15 protein-coding genes are annotated in these 15651 nt (G+C 36.9%); 12 read left to right on the top strand and 3 right to left on the bottom strand.

Features of this window, described 5'->3' with window-relative positions:
- From Q0L68_RS07835 to Q0L68_RS07815, 5 genes are all read left to right on the top strand, one after another.
- Positions 1–230, top strand: a 230-nt coding sequence (locus tag Q0L68_RS07835) for a hypothetical protein (protein ID WP_296701443.1), incomplete at its 5' end; no start/stop codon positions are given.
- A 200-nt stretch (positions 231–430) separates the two neighbouring features.
- The gene (locus tag Q0L68_RS07830) at positions 431–1090 is read left to right on the top strand and encodes a hypothetical protein (protein WP_296701441.1); all 660 of its coding nucleotides are present in this window, start codon (positions 431–433) and stop codon (positions 1088–1090) included.
- Between the two features lie 534 nt (positions 1091–1624).
- On the top strand, positions 1625–2374 hold the full coding sequence (locus tag Q0L68_RS07825; RefSeq protein WP_296701439.1) for a hypothetical protein: 750 nt from the start codon (positions 1625–1627) through the stop codon (positions 2372–2374).
- A gap of 429 nt (positions 2375–2803) precedes the next feature.
- Complete coding sequence (locus Q0L68_RS07820) at positions 2804–3808, top strand: hypothetical protein (RefSeq protein ID WP_296701437.1); 1005 nt, start codon at positions 2804–2806, stop codon at positions 3806–3808.
- A gap of 137 nt (positions 3809–3945) precedes the next feature.
- Positions 3946–4953, top strand: a complete 1008-nt coding sequence (locus tag Q0L68_RS07815) for a prolyl oligopeptidase family serine peptidase (protein WP_296701436.1) — start codon at positions 3946–3948, stop codon at positions 4951–4953.
- Positions 4954–4998: 45 nt separating this feature from the next.
- Here the strand turns inward: Q0L68_RS07815 and Q0L68_RS07810 are convergent, their stop codons facing one another.
- The 3 genes from Q0L68_RS07810 to Q0L68_RS07800 all read right to left on the bottom strand — a co-directional run bounded on the left by Q0L68_RS07810 (position 4999) and on the right by Q0L68_RS07800 (position 7544).
- Complete coding sequence (locus Q0L68_RS07810) at positions 4999–5250, bottom strand: hypothetical protein (RefSeq protein ID WP_296701434.1); 252 nt, start codon at positions 5248–5250, stop codon at positions 4999–5001.
- Positions 5251–5462: 212 nt separating this feature from the next.
- Positions 5463–6734 (bottom strand): serine--tRNA ligase, encoded by a 1272-nt coding sequence (gene serS / locus Q0L68_RS07805; protein WP_296701432.1) that lies wholly within the window; start codon positions 6732–6734, stop codon positions 5463–5465.
- Between the two features lie 39 nt (positions 6735–6773).
- On the bottom strand, positions 6774–7544 hold the full coding sequence (locus tag Q0L68_RS07800; protein ID WP_296701431.1) for a hypothetical protein: 771 nt from the start codon (positions 7542–7544) through the stop codon (positions 6774–6776).
- Between the two features lie 74 nt (positions 7545–7618).
- Between Q0L68_RS07800 and Q0L68_RS07795 the strand changes: the two genes are divergently transcribed.
- The 7 genes from Q0L68_RS07795 to Q0L68_RS07765 all read left to right on the top strand — a co-directional run.
- Complete coding sequence (locus Q0L68_RS07795) at positions 7619–8596, top strand: 2-oxoglutarate and iron-dependent oxygenase domain-containing protein (protein WP_296701429.1); 978 nt, start codon at positions 7619–7621, stop codon at positions 8594–8596.
- Between the two features lies 1 nt (position 8597).
- Positions 8598–9797: a chromate efflux transporter gene (gene chrA, locus Q0L68_RS07790; protein WP_296701427.1), complete on the top strand. Its 1200-nt coding sequence runs from the start codon at positions 8598–8600 to the stop codon at positions 9795–9797.
- Positions 9798–9889: 92 nt separating this feature from the next.
- Positions 9890–10555 (top strand): cbs domain containing protein, encoded by a 666-nt coding sequence (locus Q0L68_RS07785; protein WP_296701425.1) that lies wholly within the window; start codon positions 9890–9892, stop codon positions 10553–10555.
- 3 nt (positions 10556–10558) lie between these two features.
- A complete protein-coding gene (locus Q0L68_RS07780; RefSeq protein ID WP_296701423.1) occupies positions 10559–11434 on the top strand; it encodes an NAD kinase in 876 nt (291 codons plus the stop codon).
- Positions 11435–11543: 109 nt separating this feature from the next.
- Positions 11544–12293: a DUF6089 family protein gene (locus Q0L68_RS07775; RefSeq protein WP_296701421.1), complete on the top strand. Its 750-nt coding sequence runs from the start codon at positions 11544–11546 to the stop codon at positions 12291–12293.
- A gap of 44 nt (positions 12294–12337) precedes the next feature.
- The gene (locus tag Q0L68_RS07770) at positions 12338–13114 is read left to right on the top strand and encodes an isoprenyl transferase (protein ID WP_296701419.1); all 777 of its coding nucleotides are present in this window, start codon (positions 12338–12340) and stop codon (positions 13112–13114) included.
- Positions 13115–13121: 7 nt separating this feature from the next.
- A partial coding sequence (locus Q0L68_RS07765; RefSeq protein WP_296701417.1) for a POTRA domain-containing protein occupies positions 13122–15651 on the top strand: 2530 nt, incomplete at its 3' end.

Below are 15651 nucleotides of genomic sequence, written 5' to 3'. Positions count from 1 at the left end.
ATAATGATGGATGGATAAGGTATGCCGATGACCAATATTTCAACGTAATAGTTAACTACACGGACGAGGATGAACAAAAAGCAATGGAATCCTTGAATTGTTACGAGCGTATGCCAAAAAGTGAACGCGAAGAAATTATAGAAGGTGAAAAAAACAGAAAGAATGAAATGTATTTTAGAGAGTTTGTGATAGCTAAAGGACAAAAGCAGGATTTTTTTAATAAGGAGTAATTATAATAGTACGACCGTATACAAAAGCTATAACCAATGGCTGGTGAAGAGTAAGTATAAAGTTTTGTCTTAGCAATCACGTGTTGTAAAGGTGGACAATGACGTTTTCAAAGCCGCAACTGATTATGGCAAAGCGTTGGTGGCAAGTAGAATCGATAATTATATATGATTGCAGACTTTTTCACAATAAAAAAGATGAAATGAAAATAACGACGCTTATCCGTAATGATTTTTATTTCTTTATGGGCTTGGTGTTTTGGCTTATCATGATGATCGGATTCTCTGATAACTGGCTATTTGATGTTGGTCAGCCAAGTAATTCGATTCCTAGATTGATTATTCATGGCTTATTTGCTTTCCTCTGGTACAGTCTCTTTCTCATTCAAGCCGGGCTGATAAGAAAGCGAAAAATTGGTTTACACCGTAAATTAGGGATCGTTGGAATTTTTATTTTTGCAGGAATGACGTTGAGCACCGGGTATTTGTTCCTAGCCATGTATTTAAGAAACGGTGATCTAAATCCGCTATCATACATGACTTCCTCCCAATGGGTATTTGGAGTGGTGCTTGTAGTCATTGCATATCTAAAAAGGCGAAGTGACACAAGATCCCATAAAATGAATATGTTATTTGCAAACTTATGGTTTATTCAAGCAGCAATGGACCGTTTTGTAGAGCGATTTATTCCTTCTTTGGATTCTGGATATCCAGACTTTTATATTCCTGTGTGGTTTCTTTTTTATGGTATTTTATTTGCCACATTGATCTGGTATTACAAAAAAATACCTTGGCAACTTTCTATCGGTTTCATCATTTGGACAGCTGGATTTATTTATGCTTTTATTAACAATGATTTTTAATTTATCCAATCAATCCCATTAAATTTCATATTGTCAAAATCATGTATTTGAGACAAATAAGAATTAAACAACTGCTCCCAATCAAGTAGACACCCGTGATCTATAAGCCCCCAATCACCTACCCAGCTATTCAGGATTTGTAATCTTGAATCTGAATCATAGAGTTTAAATGCAGGTAATTGGAATTGAATATTATAAATTTTTAGACCAAACTTAGAGATTGGACTCAGCTAGTCTTCTGGACTCAAAAAGCGGTTTCAATTGGAATAAATCATCTCTATTTGAAAACACTTTCATGTCATTAGAAAAGTAAGTCATTCACATGATAGGCGAAAGTGTTTTTTTATCTCCAACAAAAATAACCAAAGCTTGCTTGAAGGGATAACCGAAATCCTTAATTTGGTTTCCACAATACCCAACACACCTGTGAACAATCCGGATATAAACGGGATTGACTAGCGGAACTTGGGTTAATTTAAGTGTCAGGGCAAATAAAAAAGACCCTATAACAATAATTCATTTAAATGATATTATATGAAATCAACTATCCAATTATTCCTATTTGTTTCGATAACAATATTATTCACTGCATGCAAAAATTCTAAAGAAGAAAAATCCGAAAACATATCAATTAAAACATCCGAAGAAACTGTCAAAAATGAATTAGTAGCCATTGACATTCTTTTAGATCCAGATAGCAAGATGTTAGATACTTCAAAAACATATAATAATCGTATGCTTGAAAATTATCCCGAGGGATTTGAATTGGATGAAAGTCACCGACCTCACATAACGATTATTCAAGCTTTTGTGAAGAAGGAAGATATCCCAAAAATCGAAATTGATTTGAAAAACATTCTTCGTGAAAGTAATTTATCTAAAACAGAATTAATTGCAAATGGACTGTATTATATACCGTATGAGGATAAAGGTTTGGCAGGTATAACTATAGAAAAAGATAATTTGATGATGTTTCAAAGTCAAATAGTCGAAATGATGAAAAATTATACAGTACCAAATGGTACAGGAACTGCTTTTGTGCCCCGGCCTGATGACGAACCAATTATGCAAGCCACAGTAGACTATGTAAATTCATTTGTTCCGAATTCAAGTGGTGAAAAATATAACCCACACGTTACTATAGGAACAGCATACGAAGACTATGTAAAAAAACTAAAAGCCGCCCCGTTTGAAGAATTCACTTTTAAAATAAAATCAGTTAGTATCTATCAATTGGGCGAATTGGGAACGGCTCAAAAGAAATTAGTAAGTCTTGAATTTTAATTTACTTGACTGGGCAAGTAAAAGTCCGTGAGCAATAAACCCATGGTTCGCCTACGCCAAAGGGCACAGGTCTCAGAGCAGCGAACCCAGCTTTTCTGGATTTTAAATCCAGGTAATTGGAATTGAAGATTATAAATCTTTAGACCTGGCTTTAAGATTGCATTCTAATAGTTATCTGGACTCGAAAGCGGATTTAATAGGAATAAATCTTCCCTGTTTGAAAACACTTTCATGTCATTAGAAAAGTAAGTCATTCACATGATAGGCGAATTTGTTTTATTATTTCCAACAAAAATAACCAAAGCCTGCTTGATGGGATAACTGAAATCCTTAATTTGGTTTAAACAATACCCAACACGCCTGTGGATAATGCGGATATAAACGGGATTGACTAGTGGAACTTGGGTTTATACAAGTGTTATCAACAATATGAAAAATCATAAGAATTTTTGCTTAAGTATTTATACTCTGCTTTTGATACTGACTTTTTCAAATTGCCGTAGGGTCATTACTGTTGAACGTTTTGATACAAATCCAATTATAACACCCGAAATGATAATGAATGATGACGGTGAGAACATCAATGGCCCATCATTAATAAAGGTTCCGGACTTCATTTCAAATCCACTCGGAAAATATTATTTGTATTTTTCGCATCATGCTGGAGAATATATACGTCTTGCTTACTCTGATTACTTACAAGGTCCTTGGAAAATTTATGAGCCAGGTACTTTAAAAATGAAAGACTGCAAGTGTGCAGATATTCCTAACGGACCTCCAAACCATATTGCATCTCCTGATGTGCATGTCGATATAATTAATCAAAAAATCGTCATGTACTTCCATTGTCCTGCAATTATGACTGAAGATGAACGAGTGAATTTTGCCCAAGACCAGATAACAATGAGGAGCACATCCCATGACGGATTATCATTTACCTCTGAAGATGAAATTCTCGGTGATTCATACTTTCGTGTATTTGAATGGAAGGATTTTTTCTATGCAATTTCATTACAGGGTCAATTTTATAGATCAAAGGATGGGGTTACAGGCTTTGAGAAGGGTAACAACCCGTTTTTGGAAATGCAAGACTCAACAACTGTGAGACATTCTGCTGTCCTAATAAGAAATAACACTTTATATGTATTTTATTCAAGAATGGGAGATACACCAGAAAGAATTTTGCTTTCCAAAATTGACTTGAATGATAAATGGACTTCCTGGACTCCAAGCGTACCTATTACGGTTCTTGAACCCGAGCTCGATTATGAGGGTGGGTCCCTTAAATTAGAAAAATCCATAAGGGGTGTGGCACATGATCCTGTAAGGCAACTTAGAGATCCTGCAATTTATGAGGAAGATGGAGAGATCTATTTACTCTATTCTGTTCAGGGTGAAAAGGGAATTGCAATTGCAAAACTGAACATGAATTAATAGTTGATAACAGACACTAAAATGAATATACGAACTGAGCACTTTGATATGACATTGCAAACCAGAAACTTCATTGCTTCTAGCAACTGGGGCGCATACTCATTTTAGTTGGACGTTGGTGGTAATAAAATATAATTATGAATAAGACTTCATTGATTATTATTATAATTTCTCTAGTTGGCGGAGTAATAATTGAAAATCAGTTTGATATATTACCCAATTTCCTGAACGAAGAAGACCAAAATATTGAAATTAGAAAAGCTCCAAAATGGAGAGATGAATTTAAAATTGTGAAAATCAAATCTCCCATAGATGAATCCCTGCAACCTGCATATTTTTACAAAACTAAATCGCCTGATCCACAACCTCTGGTAGTTAGTCTCCATACATGGAGTAATGATTACACTCAATACGATTCAATTAATGGATTCTCGCTTGAAAAAGATTACAACTATATACATCCAAATTTTAGAGGTGTAAACAATACGAAAGATGCTTGTTGTAGTGATTTGGTAATATCTGACATTGATGCGTCAATAGATTTTGCTCTTGAAAATGCAAACGTAGATACAACAAGAATATATGTAATTGGGATGAGCGGAGGCGGATATGCAACCTTGGCAATGTTTATGAAATCAAAGCATAGAATTAAGAAATTCTCATCGTGGGTGCCACTTGTGGATTTAGTACAATGGTATGAGGAGACTAAAATTCTTAAACTCAAATACTCTGCGGAGATACTTGCTTGTACTGAATCTCAAGACGGCCTTTTAAATGAGGAAATAGCGAGACTGAAATCACCAATCTTCTGGGAAACACCTATTAAGAAATTAAATTATTCAACATTAGAAATATCAACTGGAATCTACGATGGCATGATTGGGAATGGTGTTATTCCAATTACACATTCCATTAACTTTTATAATAAATTGCTATCTGATCTGAGTGTGACTGATAGTACTAAGTATGTCTCAGATAGAGAAAGATTGAGACTTCTTGAATTCAGAAAACCGCTTGGTGATTTTGGACAGATTTCAGGAAGAAAAGTAATACTTCTTAAGGAAACGAATAATATCAAACTTACATTATTTGAAGGAGGCCATGAAATACTCACAAAATACGCTTTTGAAGAATTAATAAAATAACTACCAACAAAAGCTAACACCGACGGGTTTTGGCATCAAGAAAAATCAAACAATCCTAGACTCTGAATACAAATCATAGGCAGCGACCAACAATTGCCTTCCGGGCGTATTGGTATAGCGATCGTAGCCTTCTATAGCCTCTCTACTTTCCACATAAACTGGCTCGTACTCCCCTTCTATATCATCCCAGATGATCAATAAATAATTATAGGGGATTCTACTTTGACGCCCACTTTCTAGCCAATTTTCAAAAACTTGCTCATCTAAGGATTTTGGGAAACTTGCTCCTTCAAACATGGGAAAGGGTTTTTAAAATTTAAGTTATTTCTATTAACAATTGAGAACTATCTTTAAAAAGATAGCACTTCGAGCAGATATAAAATTGAGATAGCCTAAAGGCAGGTATTTTGCAAAACAATCTTAGCTCAGGCCATTGCCAAGTATTTTTTAGAATATTAAAAAAAGCGTGAAAGTTTAACTCCACGCTTTTCTGTTTAATCTCTGAAATTTTAGATTTTATCAAATCCCAAATAAGGCTGCAATACTTTTGGCATCGTAATTCCATCCGGAGTCTGATTGTTCTCCAAAATGGAAGCCACAATTCTCGGTAATGCCAATGCACTTCCATTCAGGGAATGTGCCAACTGTGTTTTTTTATCTTCTCCCTTAAATCGGAGCTTTAATCGATTCGATTGATAGGTTTCAAAATTGGATACTGAACTCACTTCCAACCATCTTTCCTGAGCAGCGGAATACACTTCCATATCATAGGTCAGCGCAGAAGTAAAGCCCATATCACCTCCACAAAGTCTCAAGACTCTATAAGGTAATTCCAGCTTTTGTAATAATCCCTGCACATAACTACTCATACTTTCCAAAGTCTCGTAGGATTTATCCGGATGAGTGATCTGTACAATCTCCACTTTGTCAAACTGATGTAGCCTGTTTAACCCACGAACGTGAGCTCCCCAACTACCCGCTTCCCTTCGAAAACAAGGAGTGAAACCAACATTCTTTACAGGAAGATCCTCTTCTGACAAAATCACATCTCTGTAAAGGTTGGTTAAAGGAACTTCCGCTGTTGGGATCAAATACAAGTTATCCGCAGAGGCAAAATACATCTGACCTTCTTTATCAGGCAATTGACCGGTTCCGTATCCAGAATCTTCATTAACCAAAATAGGAGGTTGAATTTCCATATATCCCTGTGCCATTGCTTCATCCAGAAAGAAATTGACCAAAGCTCTCTGAAGCCTCGCTCCTTTTCCCTTATAAACCGGGAAACCAGCGCCAGTGATTTTCACCCCAAGGTCAAAATCGATGATATCATATTTTTTGATCAGCTCCCAATGAGGTTGATTTCCTTCATACAAAACCGGGATTTCACCATTTTCCAGCACAACTTCATTGTCTTCAGCAGATTTCCCTGCCGGAACTGAACTATGAGGCACATTTGGAATGGTATATAAAAGAGCTTTTAAAGATTCTTCTGCTGTAGAATTCTGATCTTCCAATTCTTTAATCTGAATCTTGATCTGAGCAGTACGCTCTTTTATTTCATTTGCCTCAGCTGTCTTTCCTTCCCTCATCAACATGCCGATTTGCTTAGAAATAGCATTTGATTCAGCTTGCATTTGGTCACGCTGGGTCTGGGAGGATTTTCTTAAATCATCCAAACTCAATACTTCCGCGAGAATCGCTTCAGCATTTTGAAAATTTCTTTTTTGAAGTCCGGCCAACACACCGGCATAGTTGTCTCGGATTTGATTAACTAAGAGCATTTGAAAATCTTGAAAATTGAAGCCCCAAAGATAAGCATGTTATCGAACTATCACTGTTTTACTGACAGATGAGAAAGGCCCAGCCAATTCTTTTCCATCAGATCTAAGCAAATTCACATAAACTTGGTAAGTCCCAGTGGGTAGATTTGCCACCCTCACCGGCATCATCTTGTCAATTTCGTACAGATAATCGTTTACTTTTATCTGAACTTTCAAGTCATCCAATTCCATATCTCCTCCCAAAACCAAAAAATCAATGATCAATTCTTCCCCTTCGGAATAAACTTGGTCGTTTCTAGGATAATTTAAAGCTAAATAAGGTTCTGCCGAATAAGGAAATGGCCGTGATTCTCCTACTTGAAAATCTCTATCTACATAATTTCCAAAATTTTTCAGCGCGAAACCTTCGTCATCTACCAAGTAAGCCACAACTCTATAACTTCCTTCAGTCAATTCCCTTTGAAAAATAGGAGAATAAAATCCTACGGGATCTCCTCCATTAAGGATATTGAAAAGCTTGAAATTCTGGTTTCCTTCCTGTTCAAACTCAAAATTCTTTATATTAAATTCGAATGGAACTTTACCAGGTTTAAATATCTGATTTCCTAAAGGCGTGTAAAGTTCAAGAATAGCATCCGGATAACTGGATGAATCCTCGTATTGAAAAAAAGTTACTTTTGGTATCTCATTCATAGCCGCCCCGGATGAATCCTCAATCTCGACAACAGATTCATTAATTTTCTTCTTTTCATCGGAACAGCTAGATACCAAAACGGAAAATAGAATTAATGAAACGAGTAATTTATTCATGGCGGGACAAATTTGATACTAAAGATATTTAATTTTAAAGATAATTAGAGAACTAACTTAATAACTGAAACTATATGGAAATCCTTTTTGACGAAATCCCAAGCTTGGATTTAGCTGATTTTACCGCAGGAAACCCAGAACAAAAAGCAGAATTTGTAAAGAGACTTGGTGATGCATATCAAAATATAGGGTTTGTCGCGATTAAAAATCATGGTCTTTCCCAAGATCTTCAGGATCGGCTTTATCATTCAATCAAAACATTTTTTAGTTTACCGGATGAGATCAAAGCAAAATATGAAAAACCGGAAATAGGTTTCCAAAGAGGATATACCGGAAAAGGAAAGGAACATGCCAAAGGCCGGAATACTGGTGACTTAAAGGAATTCTATCACGTAGGTCAAGAGTTAAGTAAAATTCCCGACTCAGATCCTTTAAAATCTGAATATCCTGAAAATCTTTGGCCAGATGAAGTTCCGGATTTAAAAAAAGATGCCAATGAAGCCTTTCGGATTTTAGAAAATGCAGGAAAAGCCATGTTGCAAGCTATCGCTCTAAACTTGGAATTACCTGAAAATTATTTTGAAGAAAAGGTAGCCTATGGAAATTCCATTTTAAGGCAAATACATTATTTCCCAATTGAAAATCCGGATGAAGTTCCTGCAGATGCTGTAAGGGCTGCTGAGCATGGGGACATAAACCTGATCACCTTATTAATGGGAGCAAGTGCAGATGGACTTCAGGTCTTGAGAAAAGACGGAAAATGGATCCCTATTACAGCACTCCCTGACCAACTGGTGGTAAATGTTGGCGATATGTTGGAAAGATTGACAAACAAGAAACTAAAATCCACGATTCACCGGGTAGTCAATCCGCCAAGAGAAAAAATGAATTCAAGTCGATATTCCATTCCGTTCTTTATGCACCCAAGATCAGAAATGGATTTGACTTGTTTGGAATCATGCGTTTCTGAAGAGAATCCTAAGTTATTTTCTGATGCAACAGCAGGAGAGTTTTTGGATGAGCGATTGAGAGAACTTGGGTTAAAGAAATAATATGTCTGTAAAGAAGGTACGATATTACCTTTTCTTGAAAGACATTCTCACGCTTTCACTGACTGCTTTTGGAGGGCCTCAAGCTTTTCTGGCGATGTTGCTTGAACGAATGGTAAAAGTGCGTGGATATATTTCTGAGGATGAGCTATGGGAGCTAAATGCCCTGTGCAATATGCTTCCGGGCCCCTCCTCTACCCAATTAATATCTGCTATTGGATTTCGAGTTGGAGGGCCAAACCTTGCTTATTTAGCTTTGGTAGTTTGGATTTTACCAGCTACCATCCTCATGACGAGTGCGGCAATTCTAATCTCGTTCTTGCAAGAAAACACCCCGGGAGCTCTTAATTTTGCAAGGTTTATCCAACCTATGGCGATTGGGTTTATCATTTTCGCAGCCCAAAAAACTATTGGAAAAATGGTTCAGAGTACCGAAGCAATGGTGCTCATGCTGATGTCAGCCTTCATTTCCTTCTTTTACAGTTCCCCTTATATTTTCCCTGTTCTTTTGATAATTGGAGGCGTTAGTACCTCTATTAAATATAAAAAACAACCCAAGTTGGAAAAGGATGCTCCTTTAAAAATTGAATGGGCAAATTTTTATTTATGGGCAGGAGTACTAATCCTAGCTGCTGTACTAGGTGGTATCACAAAATATGACCCAATCCTTTTATTCGAAAACTTTTATCGAAATGGATCATTGATTTTTGGAGGCGGTCAAGTACTTGTCCCTTATTTGTATACAGAATTTGTTGATTTTAAAAATTTCTTGAGCTCGGAGGAATTTCTGACAGGTTATGCCATTTCTCAGGGTGTCCCGGGGCCTACATTTAGCATTGCATCGTATGTGGGAGCCTTATCTATGAGAGATGGAGGAACCCTTGGTTTTATTTTTGGAGGGTTAATTGGTGCTGCAGGAATTTTCCTGCCTGGTATCTTTCTAATATTCTTTGTCATCCGATTTTGGGATCAACTAAAGGTATACCGCCCCGTAAGAGCGGCTTTGGAAGGTATCAATGCGGTTTCTTGCGGTATGTTGATCGCCGCGGCATATTTATTATTTGAACCTTTAGAGGCAAATGGAATAAACATATTTTTTATCCTTGCGACCTATTCCATGCTACAATTCACAAAAATATCTTCTCCCGCTATTATTGCTGGAGGAGTTAGCTTAGGTATTATTTATAATTTCTTTGTTTCCTAAAAATTTCAATAAACGACGAAATAAAGGCAAAAAGGAACAAGTTTAGTTCATCACGCGTTTTAAAATCTAAATTCATTCCCTATATTTCAATAATGCAGGCCTACGAATTCATAAATAATTTAATTCCCCCTTTAAAACTCAGCGATAAATCTGGGATGGCTTTGTCATGGATGGAAGAAATTAGGACTGATATTTTGCCTGTAGTAGATCAAGGCACTTTTTTGGGTTTGATACGTGAAGAAATGATTTTTGATCAAAATAATGCTAATACCCTTATTGAAGAAATTCAAATGGATAATCAAAATTGCTGGGTTTATTCAGACAAGCATATTTATGATGTCCTACGCGTAGGTGCTGAGCAACATAGTAATGTTGTGGCGGTATTAAGTAGAGAGAAAGTTTATTTGGGTGTAGTCACTATGGAAGATTCCATAGCTGCTTTTGCTGATAGTCTTTCTATTCAATCTCAAGGCAGTGTTTTGGTTTTATCCTTGTATATGACAGATTACAGTTTAGCTGAAATATCAAGAATAGTTGAAACTGAAAACACGAAGGTTTTGAGTTCATTTATCACCAGTGACCCATTGGATGATTCTAAAATCAAACTTACGCTCAAATTAGATAAACCGGAACTTCGTCATATCAAAGCAACTCTTGAACGCTTTGGGTATAAGATATTAGACCACTATCAAGAAGAGAGTGGAGTGAGTAGTGAGGAAGATCGAATCGGTAACTTGCTAAGATTTTTAGATATTTAATCCATGAAGGTAGCCTTACATGGCTTAGCTCTGAAATCCGAGTATTTCCAGCATGTTCAAATTCTTTTTGAAGAGCTAAGCAAATTCAAATTTGAAATTTTTGCCACCAAGCAATTTGATAGGCAACTACGAATGAATGGTAATAAATTCCTCCATTACTTAACGATTGAAAGTAAGTCGGATATGGCATCTATGGATTTTATGATTTCTATCGGAGGAGACGGAACATTACTGGATGCAGTTTGTCAGATAGGAAATTTAGAAATACCAATATTAGGGTTGAATACCGGGAGAATGGGTTTTCTGGCAACTGTAGCAACAAAAGATATCTCTATTGCCATCAGCCAACTTGCAACAAATAATTTTCAGATCGAGAAAAGAAGTTTGATTTCTCTTTCATCCCACAAACGCCTTTTCAATGGATTAAACTTTGCTTTGAATGAATTCACGATTCACAAGCGGGACACCTCATCCATGATTACCGTGCATACATATATTGATGGCAAATATTTAAACAGCTATTGGGCAGATGGATTGATTGTTTCCACTCCTACTGGATCCACGGGATATTCATTAAGTTGTGGTGGACCTTTGATTTCACCTGAGGCAAAAAGCTTTGTCATCACGCCGGTAAGTCCCCATAATCTAAATGTTCGTCCAATAATCATTTCAGATGAAAGCGAAATTAGCTTAGAAATTGAGGGAAGAGCTGAGAAGTTTTTGATATCGCTGGACTCTCGATCCACTTCTATTTCTTCTGAAATTAAATTGAGTGTAAAAAAAGAAAAATTTGAAGCCCAATTGGTTAAGTTACCGCATTATCATTTCTTTGATACGCTTAGACAAAAGCTAAATTGGGGATTCGATATGAGAAACTAGATTTTACAAAAGATTAGTAACTTCGACTAAAATTAGCTTAACAATTATTAACCCGTTAAATACTAGTAAGCGTTTTTTATACGTTAGCTACTTCATAACTTGCATCGTCTTGAAAAAGGTCAATTTTCAGATTTTCAGTCACTTATTTATTTTCTTGCTTGTTTTTTCGGCTTTTAGTCTGGAATCCAAAGCACAGGAATATGAAATTGGTGGTGGCCTCGGAGTAGCAGCCTACTCTGGAGATATAATTCGGAAGATTGATCCTGGCCAAATTGGCCTTCAAGGAACGTTGTTTGGCAAGAGAAATTTTGACAATGTTTGGACGCTTAGAGTGGGCTTGAATTTGGCTAAACTAAATGCAGCAGACAGTATTAACCCAATAGATAGGCTCGCTGAGGCTAGAGATGGAAGATTTCGTGCTGGAATCATAGAAGCTTCCGCAGTGATGGAATTTAATTTTCTCGATTTCCTGAGAAGTAATGCTGAATTCCGCTTTTCTCCCTATGCTTTCTTTGGATTGGGGTATACATATGCTTTTGCAAAGGGAAATACCTATGCTTACAATGTTTCCACTAGATATAATCTTGGAACTGTCGTCATTCCATTTGGAGGAGGAGTTAAATACCGACTGAATGAAAGATGGACATTAGCAGCAGAATTAGGTTTTAGACCTACTTTGACTGATTATTTGGATAAAATAGATAGTACCGAACCTGAAATACCCAGATTTCCTGATCCAAATAACCCTGATACACCATATGGGATTAATTTTGGAAACCCGAATGATAAGGACTGGTACTATTTCCTAGGACTAACTATTAGCTACACTTTCTCCAGTAACAAGTGCTATGCTTATTAATTAATTGAACCTTAGGGTAAATTATTGGAAAAGAAATAGCATTTTTGTACCTCCAAAAATTAAGGTATTCGGAAAAAACTGGAATGAAGGAAGAATTAGACCGAAACAGAATCCCCCGACATATTGCAATCATCATGGACGGCAACGGCCGTTGGGCCAAGAAAAAAGGCGCCATGAGGATTTTCGGACATCACCATGCCATCAAGGCAGTTCGAGATGCGATAGAAGGAGCCAATAATTTAGGAGTAAAATATCTTACCTTGTTTTCTTTTTCAACAGAAAACTGGTCACGTCCTAAAGATGAGGTGGAAGGTCTTATGGCACTTTTGGTAAAAACTATTGCTAATGAGGTGCCAATGATGATGAAAAACAATATCATCATGGAAAGTATTGGTGATATTGATAGTTTACCCCAATCAGCATATAATCAACTAATAGAGGCAAAAGAAAAAACCTCTAAAAATACAGGTCTCAAACTCGTTTTAGCACTTAGCTACAGTGGGCAATGGGAACTCACTCAAGCAGCCAAACGCATTGCTCAAAAAGTCTCAGAAGGAAAATTGAAAGTCGAAGATATTTCTCAGGAAGTATTTGCAGACCATCTGGAAACTCGCGGAATACCTGATCCTGAATTGATGATCAGAACTTCAGGAGAATTTAGAATTAGCAATTTTCTGCTATGGCAATTAGCCTACACAGAATTACATTTTACTCCTGTGTTATGGCCGGATTTTAGAGAAAAGCATCTGATCGCTGCGATACTCGATTACCAAAAAAGGGAAAGAAGATTTGGTAAAACAGGTGAGCAAGTTAAATCTTAAGTAATTGATGAAAAGAAGTATACTGATTCTGTTTTGTCTGATTTGGACAAGTTCAGCTTTTGCCCAAATACGTTTGGGTCAAAGCCGCTATGCGTCCACAAGACCAATCAATATTCTGGAGTTGAATTATCAAAAACCTCAGTCTTATAGAATCGCCGAAATAAAAGCTGTTGGCTTGACAACCCTGGATGAAATTGCGATTATTTCGCTTTCCGGACTGAAGGTCGACGATACCATTGAAGTACCTGGAGAATCTATTTCAAGTGCCTTGAAAAAACTTTGGGGACAAGGCATCATTGGAGATGTTAAAATTCTAGTCACAAAGGTAGAAGGAGATGACATTTATTTGTTGCTTGATCTTACAGAGCGTCCTAGATTTTCGAGAGTGGAGTTTACCGGGATGAACAAAACCCAGGAAAGTGAATTACGCGAAAAAGTTAATATCAGAGGTCGTGTAGTTCGGGATGATGTTCTGAATACAGCCAAAAGAACAATTGAGAAATATTACCTTGATAAAGGATATCTCAACACGGATGTAAAAATCCTACAAGAAAGAGACACTACACTGCCAAATAGTGTGAAACTTCGCTTTGATGTTGATATGAATTCTAAAGTGAAGATCAATGCGATCAATATTTATGGCAATGAGGAAATTGCGGATTCAAAAGTCAAAAAGAAACTGAAGAAGACCAATGAGCATGCAAGAGTAAGTGTCTTTAAAGACATATACTCCCGTATGACTGACGCGTCTGCTTCTGATTACGCCAATACAATACTTCACACAGATTCAGTATCTACAGAGGATGTTCAGTCTTATATCAATAAGAACTTTAAACTGAATTTCTTTAGTGGTTCAAAGTATATTCCTAAAGAATATGAAACGGATAAAGATAATGTCATAAACTTCTATAACAGTAGGGGATTCAGAGATGCTGAAATTTTAGAAGATTCAGTTTATGACTTTAGCCAAGACAAAATCAATATAGACATTGAAATAGAAGAAGGTAGAAAGTATTATTATAGGAATATTTCTTTCACCGGAAATTACATTCACCCTGATCCTGTGCTTCTTGCTAAGCTTGGAATCCAAAGAGGAGATGTTTATAACAAAGAATTATTGGACAAGCGACTGAATTATGATCCGCAAAAAGGGGATGATGTCAGTTCTTTGTATCAAGATGATGGATATCTTTTCTTTAGTATTGACCCGGTAGAAGTCAATGTGGCCGGCGACTCTATAGATCTTGAAATGAGAATCTTTGAAGGGCCTCAGGTCACCGTAAATAGCGTCAGCATCAAAGGAAATGAGCGGACTTCAGATCACGTGGTCATGCGTGAAATTCGAATTCTTCCAGGTCAAAAATTTAACAGAAGTTTGCTTGTTAGAACTATTCGTGAACTTTCTACTTTGGGTTATTTTGATCCAGAAAAAATCAACCCAGACTTACGGCCAAACTTTGAAGCCGCAACGGTAGATATCACTTTTGAACTTGAAGAGCGACCAAATGACCAAATTGAATTGTCAGGAGGATGGGGCGGTTTCTACGGTTTCGTTGGAACTGTCGGATTGGTTTTCAACAACTTCTCGATCAAAAATATCGGAGATTTCTCCAAATGGGATCCGCTACCAGTAGGTGATGGACAAAAGCTTTCATTGAGAGTACAGGCAAATGGTAGATCTTTCCAGAATTATTCTATTTCCCTAACCGAGCCTTGGTTTGGTGGAAAGAAACCTCAGGCTTTAAGCTTTAGTTTCAACCATTCAGTGCAGAGACAAGTCGACTTCTATAACCAACAAAACTTTGGTAACGAACTCGGTTTCTTTAAAATCACTGGTGTCACTCTTGGTCTTGCAAAGCGGGTAACATGGCCTGATGATTATTTCAGTATCAGTAACTCATTGCAGTTTCAGGTTTATGAATTCGATCAATTCGGAACTTCTTTCGGTCTGAGCTATCCTACGGGTACATCCAATAGTATTACATTCAACAATACGATTGCAAGGAATAACGTCGATAATCCAACCTTCCCAAGGTTTGGTTCAAACATTATCCTTTCTACGTCATTTACTCCTCCTTATGCTTCTTTAAATAAAAACATAAACGAGGAGTCAACCGATCAAGAAAAATATAAGTGGCTGGAATATCATAAGTGGATGTTTGATGCTTCTATTTATACACCACTATTTGGCTCCTCTAAGTTTGTTGCAAGTGCAAGAGCTCATATGGGCTTCTTGGGATCATATGGAAACAGTATTGGAATCATTCCATTGGAAAGATTCGTAATGGGTGGTGATGGAATGACTTTCAACAACTTTGCGCTAGGCCAAGAAATTATTGGTCTAAGAGGCTATGAAAACCAGTCTATCACTCCAGGAAGAGATACTAGAGGACAGGAAGATGCAGATCCATATGGAGGAGTTGTTTATAACAAATACGTGATGGAATTAAGGTTCTTGGTTTCTCCTAATCCATCAGCAACGATCTTCTTGTTAGGATTTGCTGAAGCAGGAAATAACTGGGGATCCTATGCAGACT

The organism is Algoriphagus sp. (genome assembly GCF_024642405.1).
Lineage (GTDB): Bacteria > Bacteroidota > Bacteroidia > Cytophagales > Cyclobacteriaceae > Algoriphagus.
Note: the sequence above shows the minus strand (reverse complement) of the source record. Positions and strands in the feature narration are given on the sequence as shown.

Excerpts from the sequence above, each read along its gene's own strand:
- Q0L68_RS07830 (WP_296701441.1), top strand. The coding sequence starts at position 431 with ATGAAAATAACGACGCTTATCCGTAATGATTTTTATTTCTTTATGGGC.
- Q0L68_RS07825 (WP_296701439.1), top strand. The coding sequence starts at position 1,625 with ATGAAATCAACTATCCAATTATTCCTATTTGTTTCGATAACAATATTA.
- Q0L68_RS07820 (WP_296701437.1), top strand. The coding sequence starts at position 2,804 with ATGAAAAATCATAAGAATTTTTGCTTAAGTATTTATACTCTGCTTTTG.
- Q0L68_RS07815 (WP_296701436.1), top strand. The coding sequence starts at position 3,946 with ATGAATAAGACTTCATTGATTATTATTATAATTTCTCTAGTTGGCGGA.
- Q0L68_RS07810 (WP_296701434.1), bottom strand. The coding sequence starts at position 5,250 with ATGTTTGAAGGAGCAAGTTTCCCAAAATCCTTAGATGAGCAAGTTTTT.
- serS (WP_296701432.1), bottom strand. The coding sequence starts at position 6,734 with ATGCTCTTAGTTAATCAAATCCGAGACAACTATGCCGGTGTGTTGGCC.
- Q0L68_RS07800 (WP_296701431.1), bottom strand. The coding sequence starts at position 7,544 with ATGAATAAATTACTCGTTTCATTAATTCTATTTTCCGTTTTGGTATCT.
- Q0L68_RS07795 (WP_296701429.1), top strand. The coding sequence starts at position 7,619 with ATGGAAATCCTTTTTGACGAAATCCCAAGCTTGGATTTAGCTGATTTT.
- chrA (WP_296701427.1), top strand. The coding sequence starts at position 8,598 with ATGTCTGTAAAGAAGGTACGATATTACCTTTTCTTGAAAGACATTCTC.
- Q0L68_RS07785 (WP_296701425.1), top strand. The coding sequence starts at position 9,890 with ATGCAGGCCTACGAATTCATAAATAATTTAATTCCCCCTTTAAAACTC.
- Q0L68_RS07780 (WP_296701423.1), top strand. The coding sequence starts at position 10,559 with ATGAAGGTAGCCTTACATGGCTTAGCTCTGAAATCCGAGTATTTCCAG.